The 20,185-nt window shown below is 47.1% G+C and carries 12 protein-coding genes; 4 read left to right on the top strand and 8 right to left on the bottom strand.

Features of this window, described 5'->3' with window-relative positions:
* Positions 1-300: 300 nt before the first annotated feature.
* On the top strand, positions 301-3,309 hold the full coding sequence (locus tag Q1V85_RS20010; protein WP_300602335.1) for a sensor histidine kinase: 3,009 nt from the start codon (positions 301-303) through the stop codon (positions 3,307-3,309).
* Positions 3,310-3,505: 196 nt separating this feature from the next.
* Here the strand turns inward: Q1V85_RS20010 and Q1V85_RS20005 are convergent, their stop codons facing one another.
* The 3 genes from Q1V85_RS20005 to Q1V85_RS19995 all read right to left on the bottom strand — a co-directional run bounded on the left by Q1V85_RS20005 (position 3,506) and on the right by Q1V85_RS19995 (position 10,659).
* Positions 3,506-5,245 (bottom strand): hypothetical protein, encoded by a 1,740-nt coding sequence (locus Q1V85_RS20005; protein ID WP_300602334.1) that lies wholly within the window; start codon positions 5,243-5,245, stop codon positions 3,506-3,508.
* Positions 5,246-5,503: 258 nt separating this feature from the next.
* Positions 5,504-8,734 carry a glycosyl hydrolase gene (locus tag Q1V85_RS20000; protein ID WP_300602333.1) on the bottom strand — a complete coding sequence of 1,077 codons (3,231 nt, stop codon included), beginning with the start codon at positions 8,732-8,734 and terminating at the stop codon, positions 5,504-5,506.
* A 185-nt stretch (positions 8,735-8,919) separates the two neighbouring features.
* Entirely contained in the window at positions 8,920-10,659 is a 1,740-nt protein-coding gene (locus Q1V85_RS19995) for a hypothetical protein (protein WP_300602332.1), read from the bottom strand.
* A gap of 311 nt (positions 10,660-10,970) precedes the next feature.
* Between Q1V85_RS19995 and Q1V85_RS19990 the strand changes: the two genes are divergently transcribed.
* A complete protein-coding gene (locus tag Q1V85_RS19990) occupies positions 10,971-11,678 on the top strand; it encodes a DinB family protein (RefSeq protein ID WP_300602331.1) in 708 nt (235 codons plus the stop codon).
* 498 nt (positions 11,679-12,176) lie between these two features.
* On the opposite strand, the gene Q1V85_RS19985 is transcribed toward Q1V85_RS19990, so the two are convergent.
* The 5 genes from Q1V85_RS19985 to Q1V85_RS19965 all read right to left on the bottom strand — a co-directional run bounded on the left by Q1V85_RS19985 (position 12,177) and on the right by Q1V85_RS19965 (position 17,359).
* A complete protein-coding gene (locus Q1V85_RS19985) occupies positions 12,177-13,097 on the bottom strand; it encodes a substrate-binding domain-containing protein (RefSeq protein WP_300602330.1) in 921 nt (306 codons plus the stop codon).
* A gap of 129 nt (positions 13,098-13,226) precedes the next feature.
* Positions 13,227-13,691 (bottom strand): DsrE family protein, encoded by a 465-nt coding sequence (locus Q1V85_RS19980; protein ID WP_300602329.1) that lies wholly within the window; start codon positions 13,689-13,691, stop codon positions 13,227-13,229.
* 22 nt (positions 13,692-13,713) lie between these two features.
* Positions 13,714-14,730: a c-type cytochrome gene (locus tag Q1V85_RS19975; RefSeq protein ID WP_300602328.1), complete on the bottom strand. Its 1,017-nt coding sequence runs from the start codon at positions 14,728-14,730 to the stop codon at positions 13,714-13,716.
* Between the two features lie 159 nt (positions 14,731-14,889).
* Positions 14,890-15,768: a PPK2 family polyphosphate kinase gene (locus Q1V85_RS19970; protein WP_300602327.1), complete on the bottom strand. Its 879-nt coding sequence runs from the start codon at positions 15,766-15,768 to the stop codon at positions 14,890-14,892.
* A 709-nt stretch (positions 15,769-16,477) separates the two neighbouring features.
* The gene (locus Q1V85_RS19965; RefSeq protein ID WP_300602326.1) at positions 16,478-17,359 is read right to left on the bottom strand and encodes a DMT family transporter; all 882 of its coding nucleotides are present in this window, start codon (positions 17,357-17,359) and stop codon (positions 16,478-16,480) included.
* A 97-nt stretch (positions 17,360-17,456) separates the two neighbouring features.
* On the opposite strand from Q1V85_RS19965, the gene Q1V85_RS19960 reads away from it, so the two are divergent.
* Together Q1V85_RS19960 and ctlX are read left to right on the top strand one after the other, a co-directional pair.
* The gene (locus tag Q1V85_RS19960; protein ID WP_300602325.1) at positions 17,457-18,887 is read left to right on the top strand and encodes an arginine deiminase family protein; all 1,431 of its coding nucleotides are present in this window, start codon (positions 17,457-17,459) and stop codon (positions 18,885-18,887) included.
* A 367-nt stretch (positions 18,888-19,254) separates the two neighbouring features.
* Positions 19,255-20,184 (top strand): citrulline utilization hydrolase CtlX, encoded by a 930-nt coding sequence (gene ctlX, locus Q1V85_RS19955; RefSeq protein WP_300602324.1) that lies wholly within the window; start codon positions 19,255-19,257, stop codon positions 20,182-20,184.
* The last annotated feature ends 1 nt before the right edge of the window (position 20,185 follow it).

The following is a 20,185-nucleotide window of genomic DNA, read 5'->3' as shown; positions in this document are numbered from 1 at the left end:
TATTCAAGTATTATCGCTGCAATTTACCGGCTGTTAAAAACGGAATAAAAAAATATAGTACAACCTGAATAAACTTAAAGAGGAAGTACGGTATAATCCGAAGATCAATACATCGGTTATCAACAAGCAAATTGGTTATACGCTGCAGGGCAAAACACTCATACTTTTCAACTTTTGCCGTTTTAGCTTATTGATTTCTCCTGCATATAGTCATAAATTATCCTGTATTTTTGTTCGGCTTTTACTACCACTATGCTTAATGACTATTTCCGTTTTTATTCAAAAAAGAAGCTAAAATCTGTGCAGCTGTTTTTCTGCCTTTTTTTTATTCACACCCTGGTATATGCACAAACCAATAACTATGTAATAAAACAATACAATTCAGAGAACGGCCTGCCTCAAAATAGCGTCAAGGCTATTAAATTTGATAAGAGTGGATTTTGCTGGCTGGCTACAGAAGCCGGCATTGTCCGGTTTGATAACAATAATTTTAAGTCATATGGAAGTGATGTGGTAAAGGGACTTAAAGGAGAGAGAATCGTGGCCATGATGGCCGATACTGCCGGGAATATATATGCGCAAACGCTGGACTTTCAAAATATCAAAATAACCGGATCCACATCCCTGTATGCCTATTTACCCAAGTTAGCTGGTACCGACAGCCTCAACTTTATGGCTACAGGTTACATTACAAAAAGCCCCACATTTGACAGCCTGTGGCAGGCGATATATAATGCCGCAACGATTCCTCTTGTAAAAACGCCGGGCGGAATGAAAAACGGCGACATTTATCTGTTCCAGGGAGGTAATGCCTATTTTATCCGCAAAACCAATATCACCAAATTAAAGCGAAATGAAACGGAACCGGTTGGCCGTTTGATCCTGGGTGACCACTATTACTTACAGGTATGGCCCGGCAACCGGAGCAGATGCTGGAATAACGGCGTAGAGCAGGCAGGTCCTATTCATGGAGCTATTAGCAGCAACAAACAATTCCTTAGTGGCGATTTCAAGGCCTTATGGTGCGAACGGGGAGCCTTTATATATGCCGGCGGAAACCTTTACGAGCTTTTTTACAGGAACGGAGCCGTGGACAGTAAGTGTGTTTTAAGCAACCTAAACCTGGAAATGCCACTTTGCATCGCCTACCGGCCGGATCTTAAGACTTATTTTATCGGAACCGGTACGCAAGGGTTGTACACCATAAAAGTGTCGGATTTTATTTATCCAGAAATACCAAAGGAATCCGGCCCCGAAAACTACTATACCATCGCGAAGACATCGCAGGATGATATCCTTGTAAACAACGCGCTTGTGCGCCGGGATAACAGCTCCCTGTATGTACCATTGTATAACAGCGACGGCAGGGCAAGCTATACCGATAGTGCAGACAGGATTTATTATGAAAATAGCTACCTGTTATCCCGTTACAATTCCAGGACCGGGGTTATAGACAGAAACATTTTCCAGCTTGATAACCGGATGATAAGCATTATCCCATTTAAAGAAGATGGCACCCTATTGTTATGCACACACTCCTCTTTATACAAAATAACCGCAGAAGGAAGATTGATTTACCAGAAAAAGTTCTCCCCGGATATGGTGGCAACAGAACTGGTACCGTTAAAAAACGAGGCCTGCCTGCTTGCAACTGCCGCCGGATTAAAATGGTATGATCTTAAAAATCATACGATCTCCCGGTCCATACTTGATTCCTTTTCCATCCGAAACGTGTACCCGGACAAACAAAACCGGTTATGGATCGGCACAGATGGGAAGGGCTCCTTTTTATACACAAACAATAAATTGTACCCGTTACCGCCTGGCCCCAGAAGGGCGTTTAGCTCCATCCATGCTTTTATAGAAGACAATACTGGCAACTTCTGGCTGCCCACCAATAACGGGCTGTACAAAGTGCAGATTCAGACATTGGCCGATTTTGCGACCGGCAAAACAAATTCGGTTTTCTGGTCTGCATTTAATAAAGGGAACGGACTAAGAACCAATGAATTTAACGGAGGTGCAAATCCTAACTTCCAGTGGTTGCATGACGGCGCCCTGGTATTGCCATCCATTGACGGGTTGGTAAAGTTTTATCCCAACCGGTTCACAACCGATTTTCCCCGGGAAAAAATCTTTATCGATGAAATAAGCATCGACGGACAATCCATAATCTTAGACAGTATCAATGGGCCCATCCGGTTAAAACCCACCTTTCAAAACCTGCATATTAAAATTGCCTGTCCCTTTTTTGGCAACAAAGAAGACCTGAAACTGGAATACAAAATTGGCACCAATAAGGGAGAGTGGATCCCGGTTCCTTCTTCAGGAATTGTTTCTATAAATACATTACCTGCCGGTGACTACACCTTAATGTTCCGGAAAGCGGGCAGCAATGAGCATACACCGGGCGGTAGCATTTCCGTTAATATTACCGTTACGCCTTTTTTCTACAGAACAGGCTGGTTCTTTGCAGGCATCGTGTTACTGATCGGCGGCCTGGTATATATGTCATCAAGAAGGCGTGTAGCCAAACTGGAGAAAGAGAAGCTGAAGATCGAAAAAATCGTAGAAACCCGTACAGAAAAGTTAAGTACAGCCGTACAGCAGCTGGAGGATTCAGAAATAGCGTTAAAGAAGAGTAATGAAGTAAAAGAACAAATTATTTCAACCGTATTACACGATATCCGGTCGCCGCTTTTTTCTATGAGAATTACCGGAAAATCGCTGGTGAAGAATTGGGCGCATGGCAGCGATGAAAATTTAAACCAGGTCATTGGCCTGAACCAGTTAATTGGCGAGTTAAGCCGCTTCACCGACCAGTTTTTCTCCTGGGCGGTCAGTCAGCAAGAACATTTCAACGTAAAAAGAACGCAGTTTTCACTGCAGCAACTTTTCGAAGACATCGAGGCCTTATTCAGGGAGATCCTGCAGATCAATAATAACAAATGCTCCATTCATACAACCACTATTCAGCCTTATACGGATAAAGACATATTGATACTGATCCTACGAAACCTGGTAGATAATGCCAACAAGAATACAGAGAACGGGACCATCAGTATAAAGGCCGCCCTGATCCCCGAAGGCCTGCAAATACAGGTATCCGACACGGGAAAGGGATTGAATGCATTCCAGATTGAAAATTTCCTGAACAGAGATAAAGCGGTAAAAAACGGCAGAATGGGAAGCGCTATTATTTTAGAAATGCTTGACAAGATTGATGGGGCATTGTCTGTTACCTCCGAACAAGGCAAGGGTTCGGTTTTTACAATAACGTTAAAGCAAGAGCCCATAGCGAATGGCTGATGGCTAAAAGCTAAATGCTGATTGCTAAAGGCTGAATGCTACGCGTATGTTCCTGGTTCAAAGTTTCAGGTCAGATCCGTTTTCATACCCGATGTGCTAATAACTGAAGGCTGATAACTGAAAACTGATAACTGATTGCTGATTGCTAAAAACGGATCGCTTTCCGCCCCGCTGCGATCGCCGAAAGCCAACGCTGTTATCTTAAAATACGGATCCCTTTTGGTGCCTGTACTGTGGTTACCACTTTTCCTGCCTTATCTTTTGTATGCCTTACCCGTATTACACCCAATGCGGTTGGGAAGGTTCCCTCTGCAAAAGAGAGATTGCCCAGGTGGGGGTTTAGCCGGAATACCCTTCCTCCGGGTTTCACAGCTTTTAATCCCAACACATGTTCGGATAACCAGACCGTAGGACCAGATGCCCATCCATGGCAAAAACTATGACGATGCCCCACATAACAATAATCGCCATAAGCGGCATGTACATCTGTTTTGCCAGCCGGTACCAACTCATCGATGCGGGCTGCATTTTTTAACCAGTCGATATTAAAATCTTCCCAGAAGGTGGTTGCTCCCAGATCCAGCATGCCCCCCCAATACTCCGTAATAAGGTCCATTGCCTCCCTGTACTTCCCGGCTTTGGCCATTGCCTCCAGCATGTAATAGCCATAGAATGTAGAGAAGCCTTTTGCGCCGCCAACCGATAATACATCTGCATAGGCCTTGCCGGCGTCCATCATACCAACCAGGGAAAGCAGGGCGGCAGCCTGTTTACTGTTATGGTGCGGCAGAACAACCTTCCGCATTTCGGCTACGGTTTCCCGGCATTGCTTTGCCGTTTCCAGATCTCCCAGTACGGTACTCAAATCGGCACCCCGTTCAAGACTCCATATCGTCATGGCCTGTAAACCGGCATGAATGGCAACCGTATCCTTACTGGAAGGCCAATCCAGGAAACGGTTTCCGTCCATTTGTTCTTTACCATCTACCACTTTGCCCATGATCTGTTTCAATAGCCCCTGTAAATAGGCTTGTTGCTCCTTCAGGTAAGGAAGGTCACCGTGATGCAGGTACCAGTCATGCTGAATAATGATCCACCACATAGAGTACGTGCTGATACCGCTCATCCACCCCGGCAGCGGTGTGGTATTCCGCGCCAGGTCCAGGCTCCTGGGCACTACCTCGTTATAGCCAAAAACCGAATTCACCGTAGATACTTCGGGGTGCAGATCACCCACCCATACCAGGCGATCACGCTTGATGCCGTCCCACAGGTAATCCTGCATATTTAAATGCACCGTATACGCCCCCACTTCCCAGATCTTATTTAACCGTTCATTACTGCTTTTAAATGATCCCAGGTAAGGAATGTCGCGGTACGTGGAAATCACCCGTACTTCCTTCAACTGCGCTTCTGCGTTTACATCCAGCAGATCAATTCTTACAAAGCGGAAACCGGATTCCCCGCTTTGTACTTTTCCCAGCCAGGGCATCATAAGGCTAAAATCGCGGATGGCATGATCGTTGGTGGATCCGTGTGCACCTAATTCAGCCATGGCTTCACTCACTGATTCGCCAAAGCGGATCCGCACCTTTCTGGGGCCGTTGGGAGCCGGCCACATACCTGTGATCACTTCGAGCGCACCATTCATTTCGCGGCCAAAATCCAGCAAAATGCTGGCCGGCCCTTTTTCAGTTGTTTTTAGCGACACCACATTGGCATTATTTAAACTGGCCTGACCGATGCCCTGCTTTAATAACTGCTCCGCTCCTGTTACCTGGCCTTGTTGCCAAACGATCCGCACAGGGTATACATACTCCCTGGTAAGCGGACTCCTCAACCGGTTGTTAGCCGGTTTCTCCTGTGCTGCCGGAACACCTGGTAACAAACACAACCCGAATACTCCCAAAACAAAAATCCATATCATTTTTTTCATTCCCTTACATTTTAATTATTACCAGCTGGTTTCGTCTGATTCCAGGGTGTATAGCATTTTTTGTCGTCTTCTTTTTACCGCCCGTCCGACCGGTCATCCGGGCAGGCAAAGGACGCAGCGAATCCGCAATGCCCGCAATGGCGGACTCCTGTTAAATAGCTTTGCGAACTTCGCGCATTCCCTACGCACGTTGCGGTTGAAACCGGACTCAAAAGAAGTTTGTAAGAATGGTATGCACCCGATTTCAATGTATTTTTATCAATATATTTCCAGTGTTACCGGTCCTGTTAATCCGCCCTTATGCAAGGGACTGTTCCCGTTATAGGGATCCACAATCGTCCAGGTACTTCGTTTTTCTTTCGGCAGCCGCGCATCGCCGATCAGCCGGTTCACCCAGGTATTCACTACTTTCACCTGCAGCGTATTTTCACCCGGCGTTAAATAATCAGAAATATCCAGTTTATATGGAGCCGTCCACACATTCCCGATCGTTTTGCCGTTTACGGAAACGGTTCCAACAGCCACCAGCGCACCCAGATCCAGCAATACTTTCTGTCCCCTGGCAACGGTTAATTTGGGCAATGCAATCGAATAGGTTGCGGCACCGGAAAAATAACGGATGGCGGAGTCTTTGTGTTTGGACCAGTCGGTCAGTGCATCCATCTTGATATGGAAACCGGCTGTAACCGGACTTTCAAATACAACATCCCAGGTTCCGGAGACCGGTATTATTTTTTGAGGCTCCGGGAAATTGCGACCGTCCTTCTTTGCAGCGGAGCTTGATTTACGGAACAGGATAAACGCGCTTTCAAATGGAGCCAGCTCCAGCGGCACCGTAGTTTGCCGGCCGTTATCCGTAAACTCCGGCAACACCCGCATCGCACCCTTTACAGCATCCCATAATTCCGGCACGCGGCCGCTGATACGGAATGCAGGCGCTACGCTGATCTTCCGGTCTGACTGATTGGCGATAAAATACAGTTCGCCATCTTTGAGGGTACGGTGCAGGTATACCACGGGATCTTCCTTTTTCAGCTTCACATCCGGGATCATGGAAAGCCGGTCCATTACGGCTTCGAGAGTTAGTCCGTTAAATACCTTTCCCTGCTGATAGTTATTTTCTGTTTTAGCCGTTCCATCAGCACCATTCCACATCGCTGCGCCAATCTGTAGCACTTCACTATCTGCTGCACCATAATGCGCTAAACTGGGCGAACGTTTAGGCTGTGGTCCTAAGATCACACCGCCCTGCTTCACCAGTATTTCTATTTTACGCAATACCTCCGGCCGGATGGTTTCCAGTTTTGGCAGCACCAGTACTTTGTAAGAAAGTCCATCCGGAAGTGTAAACCGCCCGTTCTTCATCGTGATCCGGTTCAGCAATACTTCAGCATTGATATAATCGAAGGCATATCCCTTCGGCATTGCCGGATCCTGTACACCCGTCATTTTGGGGACATCCTCCCCGATAAAGTAGGCCACATCTGCTACATACCGCCCCTGTTGCAGCAAATAGTTGCTTCTTTTTAAATATTGTATAAAACCGCCCATATCATAAAACCAGGTATTGAACCGGTTGAACTCGTTGCCAAACCAGGCGTTTACACCCGGCAGTTTCCCTTCGTAAGGCTGATGGATGTATACGTGCAGCAATGTATTATTGATGCCTTCTGCAAAGAAACGATCGCCCCGTTCCTTAAACAGCGCCGGGTACCGGCCAAACGTATTGCCCGCTGCAGTAAAGGACTCTGCCGACACCTTTGTTTTTCCGTAGATATGCGCAGCAGATGATGCCGCGCGGTTCTCTATATTTCCCAGCTCGCCCTCGCTCCAGAACTCTCCGCCAACTTCATCCGATTGTCCGCCATATTGTAAGAACTCTCCGGGAAAGCCCCAGTGACCGTAATTCTCCAGCCATATGGTTAAGCCATGTTTATGGCTTATGTCTCGCAACCCACCTACATACTCATAAGCTACCATATCCGCAATCAGCCGGCGTACATCCCATAAAAAACGATCCGACTGCTCCTGGCTGCCTACTACAAATCCCTGGAACACGGGTGAAAAAGGCACCGGATCATAGCCATAGATTTTTTTGAATTTTGCGGCAAACGCATCGGTCCAGTTCTGGCCGCCGGTTTCATAACTATCCTGCACGGCCACTTTAAATGATTTACGATCCTGCTCGGGTATCCTGCGTAATATTTCACCAAGGAATGCATCAAAATGCGCCAGCACATGTTCCTGGTTCATCTTATCCACTTCAAGCCCTACGCCTTCCGGACTTGCCGGTCCGTTTGTGACGCCTGTGGGCACCATACCGGAATTTAAGATCACCCACTCCCCTTTGGGAACATTCCAGGTTAGCACGCCATTTTGATCTACATTACCGGTAAGGTTCATCACGTCCTGTGGCCGGATCACATAGGCCGGGTCTTTTATCACCGCCTGTGCTTCCCATTGATAATCGTGCCAGTAAGGAAGCGGTGTGGGATGCATGCGCACCAGTGTTTTTTCCTTAAAGCGCTCCACCCTTGGTGCCGCGGCAAGTTCAATCTCCGCAATGCCGCCATCACCCTGTATGTTTTTTATCAAAACCCGGTATTCCTTTGCTTCAACCGCATCGAAAGAAACCGTTACAGGAGCAAACTGTTCAAATCCTACATTCAGGTTATTGTTGTTCCGGTCCAAGCGGAATGACCGTACCGGTACAAAATCGTTTTGTTTTTTTGCTTCCAGCACCACGTCAAAGCTCATATTCCGCTTACCGGGATATACCGTAAGGCTTCTCGCAGTAAACGCTTTATTTGACGCAATGGTGATTTCATTTGTTTTATTTTTTTCTAAAGCCACTTCTGTATTCAGATCTTTATCAAAGAGCGTTTGCAATGCCCGCCCCTGGAGATTTGATTGCAGCGAGGGATGCTGCGCTGCAATGGTTACGCCATAGTCTTTGGGTGCACGGAAAGCCAGTACCTGTACCGGCTGAAAGTCTTTATCCGGAACAGGCAATTTACGCTGAAAACGTCCACCGCCGGTGACCAGCGTATCTGCTGTTGCCAGGTAACGCATGGCCTGGCTGGGTTTTACCCAGGGGCCTCCGGACTGGCTCCATCCCGGGCTGTTGAAAATACCGATATCGATGTTGAGTTCGGTAGCCGTCTTCAAAGCCGTATGTAAAATATCCCACCATTCATCTGTAAAAATCTTCACCCTGCCATAGGCATTGCCCGGCAGGTCGCTTAAACCGATATTCCCGATAAATGCCCGGTTGATACCAACCGTCTTCATGGCCTGCAAGTCTTTAACCACGCCTTCTTTTGAAAGATTATCGGATATCCAGTACCAGTATACGCTGGTTTGAATGGAATCCGGAGCCTTTGCAAATACATGCTCTATGTGACTCCAGTCACTGCTTTTTTTTGCAGTGCTGCAGGCTCCAAACAATAAAAGACAAAACCCTGTCAGGTATAAATGGCAAACTCTCATAACGAATATTTCTCCGGTTCTTACAAATAAATCAAATTTAAGGCAGACAACCGTCCTGTTCCTCCCTGTACAAACATCAAACAGCACCCATGCCCCCGCTTCTTTAATGACGTCTTAAACGGTATCGGCATTCACACAATGGTTCTGAAGGCAACATGGTATTTGCTACTGTATAAACAATGGCCTTAAAAACGCAACAGCAGGTTCATCCGGCCACCGGGCGCAGCATCCCCGCTGGTGTACCAATCCAATGGATCTGCCTTCTGCATATTATCAGACCATTTAAATTCCACTAAGGCATCCTTACCGGGAAGGCCAATCAGTCTATAAGGGATTTCGATCATTAGCTGGCTGCCCTGCATCATGAAACTTATGGTAGCAATCGTCTTCCAGGTTTGATTGATGAACCGCTGCAACTGGCTGCCGGCGATCACCCGGTAATCATACCCGTTCCAGCCGGAGGTATAGGATTGATCGGTGTTTAACCAAAGCGTCATCCAGTTCTCGCCCGAAACAGCCGTTAAGGTATCCACGGTATTTACATAAAAATACAAACGCTCCTTTCCGGCGGCGAGCTTTACTGTTTTTAAATCATTCCTGCCGGTAGTATTTGTATAAACGACCGCGGGCTCCGTCTGTGCGCCCGGATGTGAGCGATGCAGTACATCACCGGCATAATCTTCATACACTGCCGGCACCGTCTTCCAATCGTTCCAATTGCGTATGGGCTCTTTTCTGAATACCACCGGAATTTCCGGTGTTCCTTTATACCGGCGGATATTTCCGATCAGCTGCATATAGTAATGATCACGCAGTCCGGCGGTTAATGAAGGTTCAATATCCCGGCTATATTCAGGACTGGCCTGGTCTACAAATAAAGCCTGGTTTTTATCTCCGGATTGCCGGCGCCATTTGCCCGCGATCCACTCATTCCATCCCGTAACAAATACAAACGGTACATCCTGGCTGATTGCAAAGTCCCACTGCTCCTGTATATTGTAGCCATAGTATAAATCCTTTTCCGGGTTTCCGGGCGAGTTGTTTCTAAAACTGCGGCCCCAGTTTCCAGGACGGCCGTAAAATGCCGACCCGCCCATGGCGGCATCCAGTTCCGGATGTTGTGCGGTGGAAACGTTTATAATCTCCTTCTGTCCTTTTTTGTTATAATATACCTGTTGCGGACGCTGGAATTCAATCCAGGGCCAGCCATTTTCTTTTTTTCCTTCATTGGGCCATTGCGATTCCCTGAAAGTAAAAAACGGTTCATAGTCCTTTCCTTTTGCTTCTGCAGACAAACCGATTATCAAAGGCTTTCCATCAAGATAAAACCAACAGTTCGGATAGCGATGCGGTGCTCCTTCTTTATAATAAGTATCGAAGATCTCCTGCATGGCCGCTCCGGAACCGGTATTGGTATAATACACCAGTTTGGGCGGATTTTTACCCTGCGCCCGAACGGCTTCGATCGCTTTAAAAAGCGCGGCGGATTGTGTTGGATAAATTAACCGGTTCGTAGCATCGATCACTAAAAAATCGACCCCGGCATCTGTCAGCAATTGTATATTTTTTAAATGCACCCAATAATCATCTCCTCTGTAGTACCCGTATATCGGTTCGCCCCAGAAATAATACCGCCCGGCAACACCGGCCCCTCCACCCCAGCCGGGATGATTAAAGTCTTTAAAAACTTCGGGAGTTTTACGATATATTTCGCTCAGGTCCCAAACGCGCTCCGCCGTTGGCGAATGCACATCGCCCTGCCACAGAAAATAAAATATACCCACCTGTTTTCCCTTCCGGATATTGCCGGCCACATCCTGCTGCGGCAAAACCCGTCCCAGGTCATCTACACCACTAAAAACCTGGCACCAGGAAAACAACCCGGAACAACATAAAAGGGTAACTCCAATAACCGTTCTAAGCATCTGTTATTTATTTTTCATTACATCCGGAACATGGCTATTGAATATTGAAGGAAGCCGGTAAGCCGATGATTACCGGAACATAAAGATGCTTCCTTCTGCAGAAATGGCAAGCCGTATCGGTTCTGTAACGCATACGAATAAATAAAACTTGGGCCATATAACTGTCCTGTACCTACCTGAGCACGTGGTTTGTACCCTCATTCCGGATGTCATGGCTCAATAACAAAAAGGTGCTGCCCCGTCCGGATCACCCCGGGAGATTGTCTGAATAACACCCGCAGTCTGTATTATTTGAATGATACATTTGTTGTATGAAATGTATGCTATTAAATACCCCAACATGCTCCGGCGTTCATTCGATGAAACAGGCCGCCGCCTTGCTGCTGCTGGTTTTCTTAAGTTTCAGTTCTTACAACAGCAATGCCCGCCCAAAAAGCAGACCGCTGCCCGGTCTTAGATCCGGACAAAGGGGGCTTACCAAAGAAGAACGGACATTTGCAATCCAATTTCTAAAAGAAACAGAATCCGGTGTTTTTAATGCGGTAAAGGACCTGAACGAAGCACAATTAACATTTAAACCAGCCGCCGGGAAATGGAGTATCGAGGAATGTGTTAAACACATCGCTGCAGCCGAAGAAACACTCTGGAAGATGGTGGAAGCAGGTTTAACAAAACCGGTGAACCCCGAAAAAAGAGCCGCGCTCTTATTTACCGATCAGCAGCTGATCAAGGCTGTAGAAGACCGCTCAAAAAAATCAAAGACATTTGCGGCCCTTGAGCCAGCCCATTCTTCTTACAAAACGCTGGCGGAAGCGCTTGCCGCGTTTAAAGAGAACCGCGAAAAACGGATCCGCTTTATTCAAAACACGAAGGCCGATCTGCGCAACCATGTACTGATAACACCGATCGGCACCTATGATGCCTACCAGTTCATCCTGCTTATTTCGGCGCACAGTAACCGGCATACCCAGCAAATCGAAGAAGTGAAAGCCAGCACAGATTTTCCGAAGCAAGCCTGATCCTGCTTTTGCGCAGGGTGTTAGCAGCCTTCATTGAAAAAGCTTATGCCGGCTTATTGAAAGAGGTTGTATCAAAAGCCTTTCACTTGTCCTGCCTGGTTTTTGATGGGTTAAACTAATCAATGTGGTGATGACAACCGTTTCCGAAAAATCGGAATATTTCAAGACCCTGCTTCCTTTTCTTTTTCCCTTTTGTTTTGTTTTCATAGGGTGGGTTCTTTCTATTATTACTTTGGAACGGAATAGCAACTACTGCTATCAGCAGGATCCGCAGCGCCTCTTTTTTATGCAGCGTATAATTAGTTATCAGCGCATTTTATCATCTACCATCGACGCATTGTTTCGGCATTTAAAAATAGTTGTCTATAATAGATCCTGATCCGCCACGGCGGACAAAACGACTACATCTTATAAAGCGACTTTTAACACAATCGGTTTCACAAACCTGCTCTTTTATGAATCCGGAAAAAGTTCGGAGCCCTCACCCAGGTCGGGAACTCAGGGCGTGGTAAACCCGTACTTTTTATAGATGGCCTTGGCGGCAGCAGTTTTCAAAAACTGCATAAAGTCCTTTGCCGCCTGCGGATGCGGTGCGTTTTTTAGCCGGCCGGCCATATAGGTTGCCTCAATATTCTCCTGGTCCGGAATGGAGATTAACTCCACCGGGTGTTGCAGCATCGTTTGATAATAGGCCTCAGAATACCAAACCGGCCCCGCATCGCTTTTTCCATAAAGGATCTGCATAGGAGTTTGCCGGTGATGGATCTGGGTGAGCCAGGTACTGCCATCCTTTACTTTGTCTTCCATAATCACCTGCTTCAGCGCCTCGCCGCCGGCCTTTACGTAAGCGGCCTCAATCCGTTTGCCGATCCCCTCAAATTCCGGGTTGGGCATCACCACCTGCACCTCTTTTCTTCCCAGGTCTTTAAGCCCTTTTATGTTTTTCGGGTTTCCTTTCTGTACCATAATAGCCAGTTTATTATAGGCATAAGCCGCGGTATCACTGAACAGGGGCGTCATTACGTCGATCCGGCTTTTACCGGCCGTGTATACATCCGGCTTCAGCGTAATGCGCAGGTTGCCCATGGTTAAGGAGCCGGTTTCGATCTGCTTTGCCAGGATCCCGGGCGGTAGGGTTTCTGCAAACACCCGCGTGTAACGGGGATGCGCTTTCTTAAATGCCCCGATCAATTCATCGATACACATAAACTGGTTACCCGCAAAAAATACTACCAGTTGCGGATCATTGATATCACCAAACAGATCCGGCACATTATCCACACCCGGCACGGTAAACATTACGCCGCTCTGTGGCGGTGTATTCCAGGGCGGATCAAAACGATGTTCCTGTCCTGCTACGATTTTTACACACAGCTGGCAACAAACCAGCACCATTATCATCATCCATTTTTTTTTCATCGGTAATTTTTTTGTTGTACGGTTTCGATCCGGCAGCAGGGCCACCGGGTTTATGGAACAATTGCATAGCAGTGCCCTCCCAGGCAGGTTGGCACCTGGTTTTACAAGGGCTCCGTGCAGGCGGCCAGGTCAGGGTTTGATCACGGACCAGCCCTCTGCCTGGCGCAGGATCAGTTCACCATTACCACTGGGCACCACCCCGATAAAATCATAGATCTTGTCCCGTTCAATATTGCGTTCATGAAGCGTGTTGGCGCATTGTGCCACGATCACGCCTTTTTCAACCAGGCTTTTCAGGGTTTCTTCATATTTACTGCCTTTCAGATAAGCATCGGTTCCTCCGCTGAACGCCACCAGCTCCGCCTGCAATTTTCCTTTCAGCCGCGGATCATTTAACGCATTGTTCAGGTTGCGAAGCACTTTTTCAATGACCTTCGGATCGCCGTTATCCATCTGGTAAATCACCCGGTATTGCTTTTTTACGGCTACGGCACCGGTAAAGCTCCGGTTCTTCTCTTCTGTTTTTGTCAGTTGCTGTGCATGTACCATCAGGGTCAGTAACATGCCGCCCAGAATCATTAAAACCTGTTTCATTCTTTTTAAATTTTTAGTCTGCTTATTCTTTTGTTTTCTCCATCCGGCTTTTCGCGGCTGCCTGTGCAATTTCTATGGGACCATAGGGCCCGTATTTATGCTGTTGCTGCGAAAAGCTATCGATATAAGGTCCGTAAGGCATATCCAGCGGCTTTTTGCTCAGGATCTGCCAGTCTTCATGCTGATCAAAGGCCGGGCGCGACTGACTGTTGATATACGCTGCAATATCCCAGGCTTCCTCATCCGTAAGCTGCGGATCCCGGTATGTAGCTCCAAACGGCATATTGTTTTTTATAAAACCGGCCATACTCGCTAAGCGAAACAGCCCTGCGCCGTCGTTAAAACTATGGCTCCCCCATAAGGGCGGATACGTGTATCCCGTGCCCTCCGCATTCGCCGCTCCGCCGCCATCTGTACCATGGCAACTTACGCATTTTGCCTGGTATGCAACCCGGCCCAGCTGCGGATCGGCCGCCCGGTTCATAAACGGTAGTTTCATGATGGAGGTACCGGCTAACACTTTGCCCCTGGGAATGCCGTCCCCCAGCCATTTAATGTAGGCATAGATCGCCTGCATTTCTTTGGAGGCCGTGTCCAGTTTTTTTCCGTTTAAACTGCGCTGAAAACAGTCATTCACCCGCTCGTAGATATCCTGGATGCCGTTATTGCGCGCCCGGTATAATGGATAGGTGGCAAACACTTTCCCAAAATTATTTCCATAAGGTACCGTTCCTCCCTTTAAATGACAGTTCTGGCAATTCATACCATTGGTTAATGCCGCAACGGTTCCCCGGGGTCCCAGGTAATACGATGTATTGGCGATCAGCTCATAGCCATATTGGATCTGTCGGCCCGCTTCTGTATAATCCGGGATCTGGTATTGATTCCAGCCCGTCCAGACTTCCCGCTCCGGCAATTTTGTTCCGGCCATGGTTTTAGAAGGTGCTGCCCCATCCGCCTTACCGGTGCATCCGTTGCTTATCAGCACCGCTATTATCATCGCCAAAAATATCATCGCAGGTATCCAAAACGCTTTCATGTTTACAGCTTGTTTTTATAGAACAAAGCTACATCACCTTACAGAAAAACAGCAATGAATAAACGCAATAGGCCATAACTTTAAGTTATACAAACACAGTCTACCATTCAAATAGGATATCGCAAATTTCGGGAATTTACGGTCATAAATCATGGCCACTTATTGCTGCTCCAGCTGGGCGCGGTACTGTTGTACATGTTCGGTTATTTCAGGTCCCGGGTCGGGATACTGCACATCCTTATAGGTTTTCAGCTGTTCCAAAAGAATGGACGCCACCAGGTAACGGCAAATGTCTTTGTCATCTGCGGGAATCGCATGCCAGGGTGCAGTGGCCGGACTGGTATGCCGGATCGCATCTTCGTAGCAGTCCATATAGCGATCCCACAGGGCTCTTTCCGCCAGGTCGCCCGGGGAAAACTTCCACTGGTGTTTTTGCTTATCCAGTCTTCGCAGCAGTCTCGCCTTTTGCTCATCCTTTCCCAGGTGCAGGAAGAATTTAAACAGGATGGTTCCGTTGTTCACCAATTGCTCTTCAAAATGATTGATCTGCTCAAAACGCTTTTTCCAGAAATCTTTTGGCAGGTCTTTCACCGCTTCAATCCCCGGCATATTTTCTTTGAGCAGGTATTCCGGGTGTACCCTTGTAACCAGTACATTTTCGTAATGGGTACGATTGAAAACTCCAAACTTTCCCTTTTCCGGCAGCACAATGGCATGACGCCAGAGATAATCATGCTGCAGTTCCAATGCGGAGGGCGTCTTAAAACTATTTACCACTACGCCCCTTACATTAAACTCTTTAAACACCTGCCGGATCAGACTGTCTTTTCCGGCCGTATCCATTCCCTGTAAACACACCAGTACACTATACCGGTTATGCGCATACAGCTTTTCCTGGAAGGCACTTAATTCTTTACGAATCGTCTTCAGCGCTTCCTTTGCATCGGCCGCATTTATCCGGTCTGAAATATCCGTTGGATGGTTTGAAAGTTTAAAATTGTCCGATACCCTGAATTGTTTTCCGAAACCTGTTTTCATATGCTTTTTTTTGGATACGGGAAGATACAATATTCAAAATTCTAAATATAAAATTTTAAGTTTAGCCGTCAGTTTTCAGTTGACTATGTTCCGGAATATAAATTTATCCTGCTACATCGAGTGCAAAACGGAAATGCAACTTTAAACCTGGAACGAGAAACGGCGTTCAGCATCTAGTTTTCAATCCTGGCTACCGGGTATCAAAAGCCCCAATGTCCCACCACTCTTCGTGTCACCCAGGAAATGGAGAAATGAGGCAATAGCCTTCAGTCGCCAGTTTTCAGTCGTAGCATCCCGTTCGGGACAGATAAATCTCTTGAAGATTCACATTGAATAAATGATCTGCGAAACGAAAGCATCTGATAACTGATTGCTGACAGCTGATTGCCATTGCGTTTAGCTTTCAGCCGTCAGTGATCAGTTTTCAGTTATCAGTCTTCAGTTGATTACGTTCCCGAATATAAATCTATCCCAATGTCCCACCAGTCTTCGTGTCCGCCAGGAAATGGAGAAATGAGGCAATAGCCTTCAGTCGCCAGTTTTCAGTCGTACCATCCCGTTCGGGACAAGATAAATCTCTTGAAGATTCACACTGAATAAATGATCCGCTTACCCGAAACGGAAGCATCTGATAACTGATTGCTGACTACTGATTGCCATTAGATGAGCGTTCAGGTATCAAACGAAATTTAACTTTAAACCTGGCCCCTTAAACCAAATCCTTCCTCCGGCTCCGTTTGAGGATCACTGCGTGCAGGATCAGCGTAAGACTGATGATGGTAAAACCCAGGTAGAAGCCGTTGTTGAGCGATTTGTTTTCCTTAAGAATGATGAAGGCCATCAGGATCCCGTAAAGCGGCTCCAGGTTGTACGACAGGCTTACGGTAAAGGCCGAAAGCTTTTTAAGGGCGCTCATAGAAAACTGGAAGGCCACCACGGAGCAAAGCCAGGCCAGTACCAGTAACCATAAAAAATCGGGCAGCGATGGCAGCAGGGTTGCTACCGGAAACAGGTGCAGGTACAGCGGCATTACCAGGGAAAGGGTGATGAACCCGCCGGTCATCTGCCAGGTAAGCACCGTTTGCATGTTGGTGCGTTTCATCGAAAATTTCAAAAGGATGGGAAACAGGGCCGCAAAAAAGGAGGAAATAAAGCCCAATATGATCCCCAATTTATATTGGGCATCAAAATGAAAGATGAGATAAATTCCAAACACAGAGCAAAGTCCCAATACCAGTTCGGTACGCTTTATGGGCACCCGGTTGAGCAAGGGCTCCAGGATCGCCGAAAAAAAGCCGACCGCCGAAAGGCAGACCAGCCCGATGGAAACATTTCCATATTTTATAGAGGCATAAAAAAACACCCAGTGCAATGCCGATAAAAAGCCGATACCGGAGATCTTCAGCGCCTCTTTTACCGGCAGCCGCTGCAACCTGCCCGTAGCCCACATCAATACCCAAAGCGTTACTGCTGCAATCATCAGCCGGTACCATACCAATAACCCCTCATTAAGGGTAATTAACTCGCCCAGGATACCGGTAAAACCAGCCAGTAACACTGCAATATGTAATTGTAAAAACGCTTTCTTCATCCGGCGTGCAAGCTAATTAAATTACAGAACTTTGATCACAAACATTCATTCCCTTATTTTTGTTAATAACAGACGTTAGCGTTTCAATAACCTCTATATGCAAATAAATGTAACATCGGAAATTGGTTTACTGAAAAAATTGCTGGTACACAGCCCGGACAGCGGTATTGGGAAGGTGATCCCCTCAAAAGCGCAGGACTGGCTGTTTGAAGACATTGTACACCTCAACACCGTTCGCCGCAAGGAATACGATTACTATACAAAACTGCTATTGTATTTCCTGGATCCTGACCTGATCAGGGGCCGCTTAAAATCGATCGACGATCCTAAAAATGATTACCGCTTTTTTAAACCGGGCAGCGCAGGCTTTCATCACTCAAAAAATGTGATCGAAATTGAAGTGTTGCTGGCAGAAATACTCCGCAATGCCGCTATCCGGCAAAAGCTCGTGGCTTCTGTGTGTGCCATAGAAAACTGTTCGTACCATACACAGGAAATGCTGCTGACCCAAAAGCCGGAAGAACTGGCGCGGATCTTTATCAGTGGTACCGGTACCAACCTGGAAATGCTGTTTCCGCCCGTGCCGAATTTTATTTTTACCCGGGATATCGGCATCGTGATCAAGGACCATATTCTTTTAAATAAGCCCGCTAAAAAGGCAAGGCTCCGGGAGGCCTTGCTGATGAAATATATTTTCTTTAACCACCCGCTTTTTAAAGATTACCGGAACCATATCATAGAACTTTCCGATAGTCCTTACCATTTCCTGCTGCCCGTAGATGCCGACGAATACAATGTAACGCTTGAAGGTGGAGATGTAATGGTGGTAAGCAGTGAGCATGTGGTCATCGGCATCAGCGAGCGTACCAGTATGGCCGCGGCTCACCAGGTAGCTACCACACTTTTTAAAAAGAACATCGTCAGCAAAGTAACCCTGGTTCAGATCCCGCAGAAACGGGAGTACATGCACATCGATACCATTTTTACACAGGTAAAAAAAGATACCTGGGTAATGTTGGGCGCCTTTTCTAAAAAGCAGGCAAAAAAAGAAATGAGTGATCTGATCTTACGTGCAATCGAAGATCAGAAACCCGAAACGGCCGTTTCCATTATCCAGTTCCGGAAGAACAATATTTCAAAGCCCGTCCGCTTTGCCAGCCTGGAAGACCTGCTGGTGGATATCAGCAAAAAGGATCTGAAGGTAAAGGGAAGCGTAAAGATCATTCATTCCGGCAACGATGAATTTCCTTTTGATCTGCGCGAGCAATGGACCGACAGTTGTAACCTGCTGGCCCTGAAAGATGGTGTGGTAGTGGGTTACGACCGGAACGACAAAACGCTGGAGGCATTCCGGAAAGAAGGTTTTACCATCGTGGACATTAAAACACTGCTGCCGCAGCTGGAAAGCGGAGCGGTGGATCCGAAAAAGCTAAAAGATACGTTTATTACCATTCCATCCGCGGAACTTTCCAGGGCCCGCGGCGGTTTTCATTGCATGAGTATGCCGCTGCTGCGGGAAGCGCCGTAGCATGATTTTTTGAAGCAGGCATCCGGACAACGGTTCAAAAGTTATTTGTCATACGGGTCTCCATTTGCGTAACAAAATCTATACGGCAATGATCACTGTCCCGGTCGTCACACTGAGTAGTTGACCGGGAACCAAATCAACCTGGGGATTACATTTGATGCTTTTGTCCCCCGGGGCAGCGTATAGTGAAGTCGACGATCGTATCATTGATCTTCCATATCCAAGGCGATCGATCATTGTTGCACAGATGCAGCAGGCACAGATTGGAAACAGTGCATAACAAATCATAATCGTTTCTTTTATCACCGGCCGGAATGTATAGCGGCTAAACTTTTTTTCTTTAACAGTTGTTCATTTATTAACAGGTATGCAAACAACAGCGCACTTACTCATGATCCGCCCCATCGCCTTTGGCTTTAATGCGGAAACGGCCGTAAATAATGCATTTCAGAAAGCAAACAGCAACTGGAATGTGAATGAGAAGGCCCAGGAAGAATTTGATCAGCTGGTAGCCCTGCTCAGAAATCACCAGATCGATGTGCATGTGATACAGGACCAGCCGCAGCCTTATACGCCCGATTCGGTATTTCCCAATAACTGGATCTCCATGCACGGCGACGGACAAATTGTGCTTTACCCGATGTTTGCCACCAACCGGAGAACGGAACGGGCCAAGGGTATCCTGCATCAATTGAAGGAACAGTTCATTATCTATTCCAAAGTGGATCTTACCAGCTACGAAAAGGAGCAGCGTTTTTTGGAAGGAACGGGTAGTATGGTGCTGGACCGTGTGCATCAGAAGGCCTATGCCTGCCTTTCGGCCCGCACCGACGAACAGGTATTGCTCGATTTTTGCGGTATGCTCGATTTCACCCCGGTGATCTTTCATGCTACTGATGGCAACGGCACACCCATCTACCACACCAATGTGATGATGAGCGTGGCAGAGGATTATGCCATCATCGCTGCAGATACCATTGCCGATCCAACAGAACGGGCGCAGGTATTGCAATCGCTTACCGACACCGGCAAGGAAATCATTTCCATCAGCCTGGAACAAATGGAACATTTTGCAGGTAATGCCCTGCAGGTACGGAATACCGAAGGACAACGGTTCCTGGTGATGTCTTCTGCTGCTTACCATTCCTTATCCGATGCTCAAAAACAACGGCTGGAAACCTATAACCCTATTTTACACGCACCGCTCACCACCATCGAACAGAACGGCGGCGGCAGTGCACGATGCATGATTGCAGAGGTATTTCTTCCACTGCAACCGGCATCACATCCTCATTAAA

The sequence above is a fragment of the Niabella sp. genome (assembly GCF_030150205.1).
Taxonomy (GTDB): Bacteria; Bacteroidota; Bacteroidia; order Chitinophagales; family Chitinophagaceae; genus Niabella.
This window is presented reverse-complemented; position numbering and strand designations above follow the sequence as displayed.